The sequence below is a fragment of the Oerskovia sp. Root918 genome (assembly GCF_001428945.1).
Lineage (GTDB): Bacteria > Actinomycetota > Actinomycetes > Actinomycetales > Cellulomonadaceae > Oerskovia > Oerskovia enterophila.
Map to the genome: position 1 here is coordinate 90159 of NZ_LMJG01000015.1, position 14783 is coordinate 104941.

The 14783-nt window shown below is 73.1% G+C and carries 15 protein-coding genes and 2 riboswitches; of the genes, 6 read left to right on the forward strand and 9 right to left on the reverse strand.

Going from position 1 to position 14783, the window contains the following annotated elements:
- Positions 1-88 precede the first annotated feature (88 nt).
- The 3 genes from ASE27_RS15650 to ASE27_RS15660 all read right to left on the reverse strand — a co-directional run bounded on the left by ASE27_RS15650 (position 89) and on the right by ASE27_RS15660 (position 4559).
- On the reverse strand, positions 89-2263 hold the full coding sequence (locus ASE27_RS15650; protein WP_056652516.1) for a CocE/NonD family hydrolase: 2175 nt from the start codon (positions 2261-2263) through the stop codon (positions 89-91).
- Positions 2264-2341: 78 nt separating this feature from the next.
- Positions 2342-3835 carry a peptide MFS transporter gene (locus tag ASE27_RS15655; protein ID WP_235534508.1) on the reverse strand — a complete coding sequence of 498 codons (1494 nt, stop codon included), beginning with the start codon at positions 3833-3835 and terminating at the stop codon, positions 2342-2344.
- 103 nt (positions 3836-3938) lie between these two features.
- Positions 3939-4559, reverse strand: a complete 621-nt coding sequence (locus ASE27_RS15660) for a GNAT family N-acetyltransferase (protein ID WP_056652523.1) — start codon at positions 4557-4559, stop codon at positions 3939-3941.
- Between the two features lie 120 nt (positions 4560-4679).
- Here ASE27_RS15660 and ASE27_RS15665 point away from each other — a divergent pair, with 120 nt between their 5' ends.
- Complete coding sequence (locus ASE27_RS15665) at positions 4680-4856, forward strand: CsbD family protein (RefSeq protein WP_056652525.1); 177 nt, start codon at positions 4680-4682, stop codon at positions 4854-4856.
- A gap of 66 nt (positions 4857-4922) precedes the next feature.
- On the opposite strand, the gene ASE27_RS15670 is transcribed toward ASE27_RS15665, so the two are convergent.
- From ASE27_RS15670 to ASE27_RS15680, 3 genes are all read right to left on the reverse strand, one after another.
- Positions 4923-5699 (reverse strand): GNAT family N-acetyltransferase, encoded by a 777-nt coding sequence (locus ASE27_RS15670; protein WP_369819021.1) that lies wholly within the window; start codon positions 5697-5699, stop codon positions 4923-4925.
- 82 nt (positions 5700-5781) lie between these two features.
- Entirely contained in the window at positions 5782-7182 is a 1401-nt protein-coding gene (locus tag ASE27_RS15675; RefSeq protein WP_056652527.1) for an aminotransferase class V-fold PLP-dependent enzyme, read from the reverse strand.
- A gap of 40 nt (positions 7183-7222) precedes the next feature.
- Positions 7223-7337: riboswitch (SAM riboswitch) on the reverse strand.
- Between the two features lie 97 nt (positions 7338-7434).
- Positions 7435-8145, reverse strand: a complete 711-nt coding sequence (locus ASE27_RS15680; protein ID WP_235535457.1) for a phosphotransferase enzyme family protein — start codon at positions 8143-8145, stop codon at positions 7435-7437.
- 250 nt (positions 8146-8395) lie between these two features.
- Positions 8396-8488, forward strand: a riboswitch (SAM riboswitch).
- Positions 8489-8494: 6 nt separating this feature from the next.
- Here ASE27_RS15680 and ASE27_RS15685 point away from each other — a divergent pair.
- From ASE27_RS15685 to ASE27_RS15705, 5 genes are all read left to right on the forward strand, one after another.
- Positions 8495-8959, forward strand: a complete 465-nt coding sequence (locus tag ASE27_RS15685) for a rhodanese-like domain-containing protein (RefSeq protein ID WP_056652530.1) — start codon at positions 8495-8497, stop codon at positions 8957-8959.
- A gap of 23 nt (positions 8960-8982) precedes the next feature.
- Positions 8983-10242, forward strand: coding sequence for an O-succinylhomoserine sulfhydrylase (locus ASE27_RS15690; protein ID WP_056653454.1), 1260 nt, complete (start codon positions 8983-8985; stop codon positions 10240-10242).
- Between the two features lie 124 nt (positions 10243-10366).
- Positions 10367-11413 (forward strand): LLM class flavin-dependent oxidoreductase, encoded by a 1047-nt coding sequence (locus ASE27_RS15695; RefSeq protein WP_056652532.1) that lies wholly within the window; start codon positions 10367-10369, stop codon positions 11411-11413.
- Positions 11414-11480: 67 nt separating this feature from the next.
- Positions 11481-12308 (forward strand): MBL fold metallo-hydrolase, encoded by an 828-nt coding sequence (locus ASE27_RS15700; protein ID WP_056653457.1) that lies wholly within the window; start codon positions 11481-11483, stop codon positions 12306-12308.
- A 117-nt stretch (positions 12309-12425) separates the two neighbouring features.
- Positions 12426-13097 (forward strand): DUF1345 domain-containing protein, encoded by a 672-nt coding sequence (locus ASE27_RS15705; RefSeq protein ID WP_082609004.1) that lies wholly within the window; start codon positions 12426-12428, stop codon positions 13095-13097.
- 9 nt (positions 13098-13106) lie between these two features.
- Here the strand turns inward: ASE27_RS15705 and ASE27_RS15710 are convergent, their stop codons facing one another.
- From ASE27_RS15710 to purS, 3 genes are all read right to left on the reverse strand, one after another.
- Positions 13107-13388, reverse strand: coding sequence for a hypothetical protein (locus tag ASE27_RS15710; RefSeq protein ID WP_056764641.1), 282 nt, complete (start codon positions 13386-13388; stop codon positions 13107-13109).
- A 115-nt stretch (positions 13389-13503) separates the two neighbouring features.
- Positions 13504-14232, reverse strand: coding sequence for a phosphoribosylformylglycinamidine synthase subunit PurQ (gene purQ, locus ASE27_RS15715; RefSeq protein WP_030151044.1), 729 nt, complete (start codon positions 14230-14232; stop codon positions 13504-13506).
- The gene (gene purS, locus ASE27_RS15720) at positions 14232-14504 is read right to left on the reverse strand and encodes a phosphoribosylformylglycinamidine synthase subunit PurS (RefSeq protein ID WP_056652540.1); all 273 of its coding nucleotides are present in this window, start codon (positions 14502-14504) and stop codon (positions 14232-14234) included. The genes purQ and purS overlap by 1 nt, the downstream gene beginning before the upstream one ends.
- Positions 14505-14783: the final 279 nt, after the last annotated feature.

A 14783-nucleotide genomic window follows, 5' to 3' on the forward strand; every position in this document is an offset into this window, starting at 1 on the left:
GCGCTGCTCCCGCCGCTCGGCGAGACGTGAGCAGATGCCCCTGATCGGGTCAGATCAGGGGCATCTGCTCACGTCTCGGCAGGAGCGTTCACCCCGCGGTCCGCCGGATGCTGCGCCGCCACCGACGTTCGAACACCACGTCCTCGCCGTCGCGCGCCACGACCTCGTCGTCGGTGTGGAAGAACTCGGCGTCGCACGAGATCTCCGAGCGCGTCACGACGCTCGCGTCCCACGCGAGGTCGGACGGCGTGGCACCGGGCCGACGCAGCCGCACGCTCCAGTCGGAGCGCGTGCGTGCGCTCAGCGGGTCGCGCCCGATCCAGTAGCGCTCGAGCGCGTCCTCGGTGAACTCGAGGCCGTCGGGGTAGATGCGCGTCCCGCCGTACCTCGGGTCCACCTCCAGGAGCCACTCGTCGGCCGCGACGTCGCGCACGACGCGCCGCTCGGGCCGCTGGTCCGCGTCCTCCGGGTAGACGACACCGAGCGGGGGCGCCTGCTCGGGCTCCTCGAAGGTGACGACCGGGTGCCCGCCGGGAGCTGCGCCGTCATGCAGCGGGAGCTCGAGCGAGCTGCCCGCGGGCGCGACCGCGAGGGCAGCTCCGCCCGGCTGCGGCCACACCCACGGCCAGTACGCCGAGGAGAGCGCGAGCCGGAGCCGGTGCCCGGGAGCGAGCGCGTACCCCACGCCGCTGAGCTCGAACGTCACGTCGTGCGTCGCGCCGGGCTCCCAGGGGACGACGCGGTCGCGCCCCTCGCGGGCCGACAGGTTGAGCACGCCACGGGTCACGAACGTCGAGGAGCCGTCGGGGCCCACGTCGCACAGCCGTGCCACGACCTGCCCCTTGTCGCCCGCGCACGACAGGCGCAGGCGGACCCGTGCACGGCCCAGGATCTCGAGCCGCTGGGTGAGCGGCGGCGAGTCGAAGCAGACGGACCGCCCGTCCTCCTCGCGCTGGTCGGGCGGCAGGTCCGCGTCGTTCCCGAACGGGAAGAAGCGGCCCGCGTCGATCCCGGTGTGCTGGGGAGAGGCCACGAGGCACGACGGCGGCACGTCCGCCGGGGCGGCCGGCCCACCGCTCGCAGGGCCCGGGCGGGCGGGAAGGTGCGTGACGAGCGGGGCGGTCGTGCGCAGCACGGTGGCGACCGCTGCGTCGTCGACGTCGTAGGTGCCGCCAGGCGCTCCCGCGAACGGGAGGACCGTCGGCCGGACGTGCGGGGACGGCCACCGCTCCTCCCCGACCCAGCGCCCGGGCAGCTCGTCGTAGACCGTGGCGGGAGGCACTGACTCGGTGACCCATGCGCGCAGCGCCGGTTCGTCGAGGGCGCCCGTGTCCTCGTCCTTGAGGAACTGGTCCCACCAGCGCAGGGTCTCCTGGAGGAAGCCGATCGAGGGGCCCGGCGGCAGGCCGCGGTCGGGGTACTGGTGCGACCAGGGACCGACGATGCCGCGGACCGGGCCACCCAGGGCGCGGTCGCCGTCGGCCGTCGCGTCACCCGCGGCCACGAGCCGCAGGACCGTGTCGCGGTAGGGGTCGTTCCACCCGCCGACCGCGAGCACCGCGGCCTTGATCGCCGAGTAGTCCTCGATGACGCTGCCGTGGCGCCAGTAGTCGTCGCGCGTCTGGTGGTCGAGCCAGGTGTGGACGAACGGCTCGGTGTGCTCGAGGCGGTCGAGCCACTGCTCCTTCCACCGCTCGCCCACGACGGCCGGGTCCGGAGGCCGGGAGCAGAACGCGAGCATGGTCGCGGCCCACGCGTGCATGTCGACCGCGAGGACCGATCCGCCCGTGTAGTGCACGTCGTTGTCGTACCGGTCGTCGGTCGAGCACACCGTGACGATCGCCGCGAGCGCCTCGGGTGCGAGGGCCGCGACCTGCAGGGCGTTGAACCCACCCCACGAGATGCCGAACATCCCGACCTTGCCGCTGCACCACTCCTGCGCGGCGAGCCACTCGACGACCGCGACGCCGTCGGCGAGCTCGGTCGGGGAGTACTCGTCGTCCTGGTGGCCGTCCGAGTTCCCGCTGCCCCGGATGTCGACGCGCACCGACGCGTACCCGTGGCCCGCGTAGTACGGGTGGCGCTGCGCGTCGCGCGGGGCGGTCCAGTCGGACAGCCGGTAGGGCAGGTACTCCAGGATCGCGGGGACGGGCGTGGGGTCGACCGGTCGCCAGACGCGCGCGGCGAGGCGCGTCCCGTCGGCGAGGGGGATCCAGTGGTCCTCGACCGTGGTCTCGAACGGGAGCTCGGTCACGTACCGCATGGTCATTCCTCCGGTGCTGGATGGTGCGGGTGGTGCGGGTGGTGCAGTCGTTCGGGTGCTGCCGGTGGCGCGCACCGGTCAGTGGACAGGGTGCATGGTTCGTCTCATCCAGGGCGAGAGGACCAGGACGACGACCGCGACGAGCACCGCGACCGCGCCGTTGAGCGTGAAGTAGAGGCCGTCGGGGATCTCGCCGTAGAAACGGACGGTCTGCGCCTGGATGCCGTTCGCGAGCGCGATCGACAGGAACCACACGGCCATCGACTGGCTCGAGAACGCCGCGGGGGCGAGCTTGGTCGTCGCGGACAGGCCCGTCGTCTGGAGCAGCACGTCGCCGAGCCCCAGCAGCAGGAGCGAGGCCAGGAGCCACCACACGGCGATCTTCCAGTCGCCGCTCTGCCCCGTCACGGCAGGCACGAGGACCAGGTAGGACAGGCCGCCGAGCAGCGCGCCGATCGCGATCTTCTTGGACGCGTGCGGCTGCCGGGGCCCGAGCCAGGTCCACAGCGCCGCGACCACGGGCGCGACGAGCACCTCGACGCCGCCCAGGAACGAGCTGAACCAGGCCGCGGGGGCCTGCCACCCGAAGATCGTGCGCTCGACGTGCTGGTCGGCCAGCAGGATCAGGACGCTGTACGCCTGGAACAGCACGAAGTTGAACGCGACCGACGCGAACCACAGCACGAGGAACGGCCGGAGCCGGCCGCGTTCCTCGCCCGTCACGCGGGGGCTGCGGAACATGACGGTGAAATAGACGATCGGGGCGGCCATGGCGACCACGGTCAGCGCGTCGACGACGCCCGCGATGCTGAGGCGTCCCACGAGCGCGAGCCCGACGGCGAGGATCACCACCCCGGCCGCGACCCCTCCCAGGATCCACAGGGTCCGGCGCATCACGGCCGGCGGCAGGGGCGCCTCGGGGCCGCGCCCGTGACCCGGGATGTGCCTGCGTCCCACGACGTACTGGATCACTCCCGCGGTCATGCCGATCGCGGCGGCCGAGAACCCCCAGTGCCAGCCGACGTCGGCGCCGAGCCAGCCCGTGACGAGAGGACCGAAGAACGCCCCGACGTTGATGCCCATGTAGTAGAGCGCGAACCCCGCGTCCCGGCGCTCGTCCGTGGTCGAGTAGAGCTTGCCCACGAGGGTCGACACGTTGGGCTTGAGAAGTCCCGTGCCCAGGCTGATGAGGACCAGGCCGAGCCACGTCGAGAGCTCGGCGGGGATCGCCATGGTGTAGTGCCCGCACGCGATGAGGATCCCGCCCCACAGGACCGCGCGGTACGAGCCCAGGACCCGGTCCGCGATCCACCCGCCCCCGACCGAGACCAGGTAGACCATGGTCCCGTAGCCGGCCGCGATCGAGGCGGCCTGCCCGGCCTCCATCCCGAGCCCGTCGTCCGCGACGGTCGCGGTGAAGAACAGCACGAGGATGGCCTGCATCCCGAGGAACGAGAACCGCTCCCAGACCTCGAGGCCGAACAGGGTCGACAGACCTCGCGGGTGCCCGAAGAAGGCTCTGTCGTCCGGGTCGACCGCGGGTCCTGCCGGTCGTGCGTCCTCGGTCGTCAACAGCCCTCCAGCGGTCGGTGCGCCCACCGCAGGCTCGCGGAGGCATCCTTCCAACCTAGGCAGGTTCGTCGCCCGAGGCCACAGGGACGCCCCGGTGGCGCCGTCAGACGACCCGGTCGAGGCCCTCCAGGCGCGCGAGCCGGTCGAGCAGGCCGTCCCGGACGGCCGGCCACTCGTCGGCGAGGACCGAGAAGTAGGCCGTGTCGCCGCGCGACCCGTCGGGCGCGACACGGTGGCTGCGCAGCACCCCCTCGGGTACGGCCCCGAGGCGCTGGATCGCCGCGATCGAGCGGGAGTTGCGCGCGTCGGCCCGCAGAGCGACGCGTTCGACGTCGAGCACCTCGAACGCGTGCCGCAGCAGCAGGTACTTGCACGCCGGGTTGGTCACGCCGCCCCACCAGGGACGGTCGTAGAAGGTCGAGCCGAGCTCGACGCGGCCCTGCGAGGGCGACCACTCGTAGAGCGAGGTGCTGCCGCGGACGGACGTGGCGTCGTCGGGCCCCTCGCCGGGGACACGCGGCCCGACGACGGCCCACGCCAGTCGCCCCGGCGCCGCCACCGCGTCGCGCACGTAGGCGGACATGGCGGGCGTCCCGCGCGGCGTGGGCGACGACATCCCTGCCCACAGGGCGTCGTCGACGAACGCCCCCAGCTCGGGCGCGTGCTGCTCGCCGAGCGGCTCGAGGCGCAGCCCGAACCCTTCCAGGACCGTGACGTTCTCCATGCGGTCATCCTGCCGGACAGGACGTGAGGATCTTGTGAACCGCCCGTCCCCCGAGATGCGAGTCGCCCGGGGGCCTGCCTACGGTCGATGCGAACCAACCACCACCGAGGGAGGAACCCCATGGGACTGGGAGACAAGATCAAGCACGGTGCCGAAGAGGCCAAGGGCAAGGTCAAGGAAGGCGCTGGCAAGGCGACCGGCAACGAGAAGCTCGAGGCCGAGGGCCACGCCGACCAGGCGAAGGCCAACGTCAAGCAGGCCGGTGACGACGTCAAGGACGCCTTCACGAAGGACTGACCGCAGACGAAGGACGCCCCGGGACCCGTACGGGTCCCGGGGCGTCGCTGTGGACGGGAGAAGTTCTCAGAGGGCGACGGCGGGCGGCAGGGCCGTGACCGAGCCGACGGCCTGACCGGCCGCCTCGGCGACGTGGTCCGCGACCGGCGGGACGACCGACAGGAGCGGCGTGGTCACGGGCTCGCCGGCGGCGGACATCTCGACGGGGCCGAGCACCGGGACGATCCGCGGGCTCGTGATCCGCGCGAGCAGGCCGAGCTCGACGCCCGCCCACTCGTGCGCGAGGATCGAGAAGCACACCGAGTCGGCACGCGTGCCGTCGGGGGCCGTGCGATGACCTCGCATGACGCCCTCCTCGTACGCGCCGAGGCGACGCATCGCGGCGAGCGAGCGCGCGTTGCGCGCGTCCACCCGGAAGCCCACGCGGTGCACGTCCCACGACTCGAACGCATGTCGGAGCAGCAACCATTTCGAGACCGGGTTCACGAGGCTCCCCCACGTGGAACGGGCGTAGAAGGTCCGCCCGATCTCCACGCGCCTGTCGTCGAGCGACAGGTCACGGAAAGCGGTGCTCCCCACCACGAGACCCGAGCCCGCGTCGACGACGGCGAAGGCCGTCAGCGCCCGGGTAGCCCGAGTGTCCTCGATGAAGTTCACCATCCCGACCTCCCCCGCAGGGAGGGTCGTACTCATACCCGCCCACATCGTCGGATCGACGATCTGAGCCAGCGCACCGGCGTGCGCGACAGCCAGGGGTTCGAGGCGGAACCCCTGGCCTTCCAGGACGACATCGTGCTGCACAGCGCATATCAGAACACACGCGGGCGTCGCCGCCAAGACCACGGAGCGGTCGTTCGTGGACGGCGAGGTGACGCACGGGTGAACGTTGTGTTCCGAGGAGCGTCTCCGCAGGTCAGAGGGCTCGTCAGGCCGGGGCCGGACCGCACCCCACGGCGGCCGTGATGTTGCCGACCGCGGCGGTCGCGAACAGCCCGGAGAGCCCTGCGACCTGGAGCAGCGGACGAGGGTCGTCGCTCACGACCCAGCAGCCGTCGACGACCTCGTACCGGGCCTTGGCCCCCTCGCCGACGTAGGCGCGCAGCGCCGCGATCAGGCGCTCGATCTCCTCGCCCGTGGTGCCCACGCCGATCGACGCCCGGATGGCACCGGCCGGGAAGCCCAGGCGGGCCAGGAGCGGGTGCGCGCAGAACCGGCCGTCACGCACGCCGATGCCGTGCTCGGCCGACAGGTAGGACGCGACGAGGCCCGCGTCGTGGCCGTCGACCGAGAAGGTCACGACGCCCACGGGGTCCACGGCGTCGGCCCAGGCGCGGACGACGCGCACGCCGTCGATCTGCTCGAGCCCGTCGACGAGACGGGCACGCAGCTCGGTCTCGTGCGCGACCAGCACGCCCGGCTCGAGCGCCGCGAGCGCGTCGCACGCCGAGGCGAGCGCGACCGCGCCGATCACGTTGGGCGACCCGGCCTCGTGCCGCGCCGGGGCGCTCTGCCACGTGGTGCCCTCGAGCGTCACGTTGCGCACCGCGCCGCCCCCGGCGAGGTAGGGCGTGCCGGCGTCGAGCCAGTCACGGCGCCCCACGAGCGCGCCCGCACCGAACGGCGCGTAGGTCTTGTGGCCCGAGAACGCGACGTAGTCCACGTCGCTCGCGGTGAGCGAGACGCCGCGGTGCGGGACGAGCTGGGCGCCGTCGAGCAGGACCCGCGCTCCGGCGTCGTGCGCCGCGGCGACGACCTCGGCGAGCGGCAGCGACTCGCCCGTGACGTTCGAGGCCCCCGTGATCGCGACGAGCGCGTACGGGAAGCGCGACAGCTCTGCGCGCAGCCCGGACAGGGTCTCGGCGACCGTCGCACCGCCGACCAGGACCGTGGCCCCGCCCGTGCGCTGCCACGGCAGGAGGTTCGCGTGGTGCTCGACGTCCAGCACGAGCACACGGCCCGGCGAACCGTCGGCCTGGGCCGGGACGCAGCCCGCGAGCAGGTTGAGCGAGTCCGTGGTGTTGCGCGTGACGATCGTGACGTCGTCCTCGCGGGCTCCGACGAACGCGCCGATCGTCTGGCGCGCGGCCTCGTAGAGCGCGGTCGACACCTGGGACAGGTAGCCCGCGCCGCGGTGCACGCTCGCGTAGAGCGGCAGGACCTCGTTGACGCGATCGGCCACGACCTGCAGCGCGGGGGCCGACGCCGCGACGTCGAGGTTGGCGTACGGGAGGCTGCGCCCGTCGACGAGGGGGACCAGGGTGTCGCTGCCCACGACGGGCAGCACGGCACACGAGGTAGGGGCTTCGATGACTGCGTGTGCGCTCATGGCACGTCCTCCGGTGGTCGTCGGAGTTCGCCCTGCGGCCCCTCCGCGCTTGCCCCCCTCCTTGTAGAGAGGGACCTGGTCGTCACCCGGGGCACCCCGCCGCGGAGGAGGGTTGCCGGCCAGCAAACCGGGGTTTTGCGCTGGCACTCATGACCTGGTGTCAAGGATGGGCGAGGCCCGCAGAGCGTGTCAACCGGTGGGCACGGCGTCTCGGATGGTGGGCAGAGGGGCCTGTCAGGCGGGCGCGCCCGCTCAGCGAGGCGACGCGTCCGCGAGCGCCTGAATGTGTCGCGCGTCGGCCCGGTACATGGCCGCGTGCTCCCGGAAGTCGTCCCGCCCGGTCGCTGACGCCCTCTCGTCGGTGAAGGCCGCGAGCTCGTCGAGCCGCGCGACCACGACGGTCAGGACCTCGCGACGCGAGTACCGCATCCCGTACGCGGCGACCAGGGCGTCGAGCCGCGCCAACGGGTCCAGCCGCCCGACGACGTCGGCTCCCTCCCCGTCCCCGGCGTCCGCCACGAGGGGCACGAGCCGGTAGCCGAGGTAAGCCAGGTCCCAGATCCGGGGGCCGGGGCTCGCGGTATCGAAGTCGATGAGCCCGACGACGACCCCGTCGCGAAAGACCAGGTTGTACGGGGCGAAGTCGTTGTGGCACACGACCTCGGCGGGCTCGTGTGGTGCGCTCTGCCAGATGGGTGGCGCGGGCGCGTCGCCCGCGGCGAGGAAACCGACGCTCGCGTCGTGCACGCGCCGCAGCAGCACGCCCGCGTCACGGAGCACTGACTCGTCCCAGACCCACAGGGGAAGGGGATAGTTCGCGACGTCGCCCGGGAGATAGGACAGGACCTCGCGCCCCTGCTCGTCGGTCCCCAGCGGCTCGGGCACCTCGGTGATGCCGTGCGCGCGCAAGTGGCGCAGGAGCGCGTGGACGGTCGGCGTCCAGGGCCCGGCGGTGCGTCGCACGGTGTCGCCGCGTCGCACGACGGCCGTCGAGTTGCCGCCGGCCAGGACCTCCTCGGGCGGGCTCTGCTCACGACTGCCTGCCGTGAGGTAGAGGGCTTGCGTCGAGGTAGAGGCCCCGAGCCCGCTGTCTCGACGGGAATCCTCTACCTCGTGGCGACGCGCGGGGTGCTCCATGCGCAGCAACCTATCCCCTGCCCACCCTGCGAGACACCCGTTTCACTCCGTGGGCACGGTGACGTACGATCCGACGCAACCATCCAGAGCGGCTGAGTGACTTGGCACGATGACGCCGCAGCAACCCCCCGGTGACGGGCGAGGGTGCTACCGCCACGACCGATGGAGGATCACCATGAGTGCCCCCGACCGCGCGACCGCTGCACCGGTCCCCGACGCCCGGCCCGCCGACGGCTACGCCGGCGACATCACGCCCCAGCAGGCATGGGACCTGCTCCAGAGCGCCCCGGGCGCCGTCCTCGTGGACGTCCGCACCGACGCCGAGTGGCGCTTCGTCGGCGTCCCCGACCTGTCCTCGACGGGCCGCGAGCCGGTCCTGACCCAGTGGGTCACGGTCGAGGGCCGGCCCAACCCGTCGTTCGTCACGGACCTCGCCGCGGCCGGCGTGACGCCCGAGACCCCCGTCGTGTTCCTGTGCCGCTCGGGAGCCCGTTCGATCGGCGCGGCCAAGGCCGCGACCGCCGCCGGCCTGGGCCCCGCGTACAACGTCCTCGAAGGCTTCGAGGGAGCGCTCGACGGCGCCGGTCACCGTGGTTCCGACGGCTGGCGCGCAGCAGGCCTCCCCTGGAAGCAGTCGTGAGCGCCGCGACCGGGGACGGCGTCCTGCGCATCCCTGCCGGGGTCCCGGGCGGCTCGGGCCGCGGCCCGCTGCCCCGCTCGGTGCGGCCCGACACCCTCGCGGTGCGCGGCGGCCACGCCCGCTCGAACTTCGAGGAGACGAGCGAGGCGCTCTTCCTCACGCAGGGCTACGTCTACGGGAGCGCCGCCGAGGCCGAGGCCGCCTTCGCGGGCGAGGTCGACCGCTTCATCTACTCGCGCTACGGCAACCCGACCGTGCACACGTTCGAGGAGCGGCTGCGACTCATCGAGGGCGCCGAGGCCTGCTACGCCACGGCGTCGGGCATGTCCGCGGTCTTCACGTCGCTCGCGGCCCTGGTCGGTTCCGGGTCGCGCATCGTCGCGGCCCGCGCCCTGTTCGGCTCGTCGCTCGTGATCTTCGACGAGATCTTCGCCAAGTGGGGCGTGCGCACCGACTACGTCGACGGTCACGTGCTGTCGCAGTGGGAGGAAGCGCTGTCGACCCCTGCGGACGTCGTCTTCTTCGAGACCCCGTCCAACCCCATGCAGGACGTGATCGACGTGCGCCGCGTGAGCGACCTCGCGCACGCGGCGGGCGCCGTCGTCGTGCTCGACAACGTGTTCGCGACCCCCGTGCTGCAGAAGCCGCTCGAGCTCGGTGCGGACGTCGTCGTGTACTCGGCGACCAAGCACATCGACGGGCAGGGGCGCGTGCTCGGCGGCGCGATCCTGGGCTCCGAGGAGTACGTCAAGGGCCCGGTCCAGACCTTCATCCGCAACACCGGACCCTCGCTCAGCGCGTTCAACGCGTGGGTCCTGGTCAAGGGCCTCGAGACCCTGTCGGTGCGCGTCAAGGCCCAGAACGCCGCAGCGCTCCAGGTCGCGACCGCGCTCGAGGAGCTGCCCGGCATCACGGCCGTGCGCTACCCGTTCCTCGCCTCGCACCCCCAGGTCGAGCTCGCCAAGGCCCAGCAGAGCGGCGGCGGGACGGTCGTGACGTTCAACCTCGACGTGCCCGGCGCCGACGACCCGGGCACGGACGCCGAGCTCCTCAAGAAGCGCACGTTCCAGTTCCTCGACGCCCTGCAGATCGTGGACATCTCCAACAACCTGGGCGACGCCAAGTCCCTCATCACGCACCCCGCGACCACGACGCACCGCAAGCTGGGCGCGGACGGTCGTGCCGCCGTCGGGATCGCGGAGACGACCGTGCGCCTGTCGATCGGCCTCGAGGACCCGCTCGACCTGATCGAGGACGTCGAGCAGGCGCTCGCCGCGCGCTGAGCCCTGCGGTCCACCGCTGCGTGCGGAGTACTCGTCGTGAGACCGGCCGGACGGCGACGAGTACTCCGCACCCGGCGGCAGCAGGCAGGAATACCCCGACCGCCTCCCGGGGTTGGACCTGGCGATGACTACCTCGCCGCGCCTCTCCGTCCTCGACCTCGTCCCCGTCCGTTCGGGACAGTCCAGCTCCCAGGCCATCGCCGCGTCCCTGGACCTCGTGCGCCTCGCCGACCGCCTCGGCTTCACGCGCTACTGGTTCGCCGAGCACCACAACATGCCAGCGGTCGCCGCGTCCGCCCCGCCCGTCATGATCTCCGCGGCCGCCGCGGTGACCGAACGGATCCGCGTCGGCTCGGGCGGCGTCATGCTCCCCAACCACGCGCCGCTCGTCGTGGCCGAGCAGTTCGCGGTCCTCGAGGCCCTGGCCCCGGGACGCGTCGACCTGGGGATCGGCCGGGCGCCCGGCAGCGACCCCGTCGTCACGGCCCTGCTCCGCAGCAGCGGCCCCACGTCCGACGTCGACCGCTTCCCCCAGCACGTCCAGGACATCCGCTCGCTCATGAGCGCCGAGGGCGCCTCGGTCCGCCTCACGAGCGGCCAGGTCTACGACGTGCACGCGACCCCGGCCGCCGAGTCCGTGCCGACCGTCTGGCTGCTCGGGTCGAGCGACTACTCGGCACGCCTGGCCGCCGAGCTCGGCCTGCCGTACGTGTTCGCCAACCACTTCTCGGGCGCCGGCATGGACGAGATTCTGGCGCTGTACCGCGACGGCTACCGCCCGTCGCCCGAGCACCCGGCGCCGGAGACGTTCCTGACGGTCAACGTGTCGGTCGCCCCGACGCTCGCCGAGGCCCGTGCGCGCGCGCTGCCCCAGGCCCGCATGATGGCCCGCCTGCGCTCGGGCAAGCCGCTGGGCGCCCAGGAGACGGTCGAGGACGCGGCGTCGACGCCGCTCGACGGGCTCACGTCCCAGATGGCCGACGAGATGCTCGACCGCTGGATCGTCGACGAGCCCCAGGCCGCGGCCCGTCGCGTGCGCGAGCTGGCCGCCCGGCACGGCGTCGACGAGGTCATGGTCGTGCCCGTCGCGGCGTCCCGCGCCGAGGAGTCGCTCGACGCGACGCCCGGCCGCACGCAGACGCTCGAGCTGCTCGCGGACGCGCTCGCCTGACGACCGTCCCGTGAACCCGACGCGGCCAGAGCGCACCCGACCGCCCGCCGACGCGGCGCCGTCGGGCGTGCCCGTGCGCGTCACGGACCACGCCTCGGTGCTGCTCGCCCCGAACCCCGGACCCATGACGCTCGACGGGACCAGGTCCTACGTCCTGGCCGCGCCCGGCGCGCGCACGCGCGTGGTCGTCGACCCCGGGCCCGACGACGTCGCTCACCTCTCGGCCCTGGCCGATGGGCCGCGCGTCGAGCTGGTCCTCGTCACGCACCGGCACGCGGACCACACCGCAGGGGCGGCGCGCTTCGCCGAGCTCACCGGGGCGCCCGTCCGGGCGGCCGACCCCGCCCACTGCCACCCCGCGGCGGGCGGCCCGGCGGGAGGGCCCGCGCGCGGGAGAACGGCCGAACCGCTGCGCGGGGGCGAGGTCCTCCGTGCGGCCGGGCTGCGGATCGAGGTCGTCGCGACCCCGGGCCACACCGCCGACTCCCTGAGCTTCCGCCTGCCGGACGACGGACCGCGCGGCTCGGTGCTGACGGGCGACACGATCCTCGGGCGCGGCACCACGGTGATCTCCGCGCCGGACGGCTCGCTGAGCGACTACCTCACGAGCCTCGACACGCTCGAGGCGTTCGGGGCCGCGACGGTCCTGCCCGCGCACGGCCCGCACCTGGACGACCTGTCCGCCGTCGTGCGGGCGTACCGCGAGCACCGGCTGGGGCGGCTCGCCGAGGTGCGTACCGCCCTCGCCGCGGCCGGGCTCGCGGGAGACCCCATGACCGACCGGCTCGTCGAGCAGGTCACGGCGGCCGTCTACGGCGCCGTCGCCCCCGGGGTGCTCCCGGCCGCCCGGCAGAGCGTCCGCGCCCAGCTCCGGTACCTCGCCGAGCGCGCGTAGCGCGACGGGCACGGCGAGACCGCAGCGCACGGTGCCGCAGATCCGCGCGCTGGAGCCGGAGCGGCGGAGACGCCGATCCGGCGCGACGGGCCGTGGGGCCGGTGGTTGACTGACCGCGTGACTCCCTCGATCCCCGACCTCCCCACGTCCCCCGCCCGCCGCGACGCCCTGGGCGCGGGTCCCGTCGTACGCCTCGGTGTCGGTGCTGTCGTGGGGATCGCCGCGGGCCTCTGGTTCGGCACGCAGGGCTACCCCCGGTTCGCGGTCCTCGCCGGATGGAGCGTCGCCGCGCTCGTCTTCACGGTGTGGACCTGGGTCGTGGTCGCACCCATGGACGCGCGGCTGACCGCGAGCCTCGCGACCCGCGAGGAACCGTCCCGGCGTGTGACCCACCTGTTCATCGTCGCGGCCTCGCTCGCGAGCCTCGTGGGAGTCGCGCTCCTCCTGCTGGCGTCACCCGAGAAGAAGAGCGCCCAGGCCGTGAGCGCAGTGTTCGCCGTGGCGTGCATCACGGTCTCGTGGGCGGCGGTCCACACCCTGTTCGGGCTCGCCTACGCCCGTCTGTACTACACGGGCGAGGACGGCGGGATCGACTTCAACCAGATCGAGCCGCCGCGCTACCTCGACTTCATGTACGTGGCGTTCACGGTCGGGATGAGCTTCGCGATCTCCGACACCAACGTCACGTCGGGAGAGATCCGGCGGACCGCGCTGGGCCACTCGTTGCTGTCCTACTTGTTCGGGACCGTGATCATCGGTGCGGTCGTGAACCTCGTCGCAGGGCTCTGAGGCTCTGCGTCACCGGGCCCGGCGCGTCAGGACGCTCGACACGAGCGCTGCGACCGCGGCGACCGCCATGACCAGGAACAGGGCGACGGCGACCCGTAACGGGGTGTACGCGATGCGCTCGGCCATCTCTCCGGCGGGGCCGGTCCAGCCCCACCCGGTGATCACTGCCTCGGCGCGCGTGGCGATGGCCCCGACCCGTCCAGGAGCCGCGCCCAGCGCCCCGGCGACCCACGCGAGGCAGTCGATCATGAAGGCGCCGAACGTGGAGGAACCGGACAAGAAGGTGGGCACGGGAACAAGGGTAGCGGGTTGCGCTCTCACCGCGCGGCAGCGCTCGGGGTGACATGCCGACGGCGGGGCTCACCTCCTGGGTGAGCCCCGCCGTCGGGCAGTGCTGGTGCTGCGGTCAGGCCTGAACGAGCGTGCTCAGCACCGAGGTGAAGAAGCCCAGCCCGTCGGTGCCCGCACGGGGCCCGGACTCGTTCGCGGGGCCGAACCCGGCCTCGACCGCGTGCTCGGGGTGCGGCATGAGACCCACGACGTTGCCCGCCGCGTTCGAGATGCCCGCGATGTTGCGGCGCGACCCGTTCGGGTTCCAGCCCTCGTAGCGGAAGACCACGCGGCCCTCGGCCTCGAGCTCGTCGAGCGTGCGCTCGTCGGCGACGAACTGGCCGTCCTGGTTCTTGAGCGGCACCGTGATGCGCTGGCCCGCGGTGTAGTCGCGCGTCCAGGCCGTGTCCGCGTTCTCCACGACCATGGTCTGCTCGCGGCAGATGAACGCGAGGTGGTCGTTCTTGATCATCGAGCCGGGCAGCAGGTGCGCCTCGGTGAGGATCTGGAAGCCGTTGCAGATTCCCAGGACGGGCAGGCCGCCCTTGGCCGCGTCGACGAGCGAGTCCATGACGGGCGCGAAGCGGCTGATCGCCCCGGCACGCAGGTAGTCGCCGTACGAGAAGCCGCCCGGGAGCACGACCGCGTCGACCCCGTGCAGGTCCGCGTCCGCGTGCCACAGGGACACGGGCTCGCCGCCGGCCAGGCGCACGGCACGGGCCGCGTCCCGGTCGTCGAGCGTGCCGGGGAACGTGATGACACCGATCCGGGCCGTGGCCAGGCCGGTCGCTGCGGGGGCGCTCATCAGGCGCTCTCCCCGCCCAGCTCGGCCGTCAGCTCGGCGACGAGGACGACGTCCTCGATGACCGGGTTCGACAGGACCTTCTCGCCGGCCTCGCGGGCCGCGGCGAGCACCTCGGGGGTGACGTCACCCTCGACCTCGAGCTCGAACCGCTTGCCCTGGCGCACGCTGGTGAACTGGGTGAAGCCCAGGCGCGGGAGCGCCCCGACGACGGCCTTGCCCTGCGGGTCCAGGATCTCGGGCTTGGGCATGACCTCGACGACTACGCGTCCCACGGGAGCTCCTCGGGAAGTTGGTCCGGCCGCTCGGCTCGGACAGGTCCGCACGAGGCTCGGGGCGCGCCGCGAGGGCGGCGACCGGGTCGCACGGATCTCGGTGGGTGGGGATTCCGGGGCCAGTTTACCCGGGCCACGCACGGGGCAGGGTCGCGTCTCAGGCGGCGGGCGCGGGTGCGGGCTGGGCGAGGTGCGGGGCGAGGCCGGCCGATGGTCGAGCGTGGTGCCGAGCACGAGGTTGCGGTCGTTCTGCGCGTCAGAACGAACGCAACCTCGTGT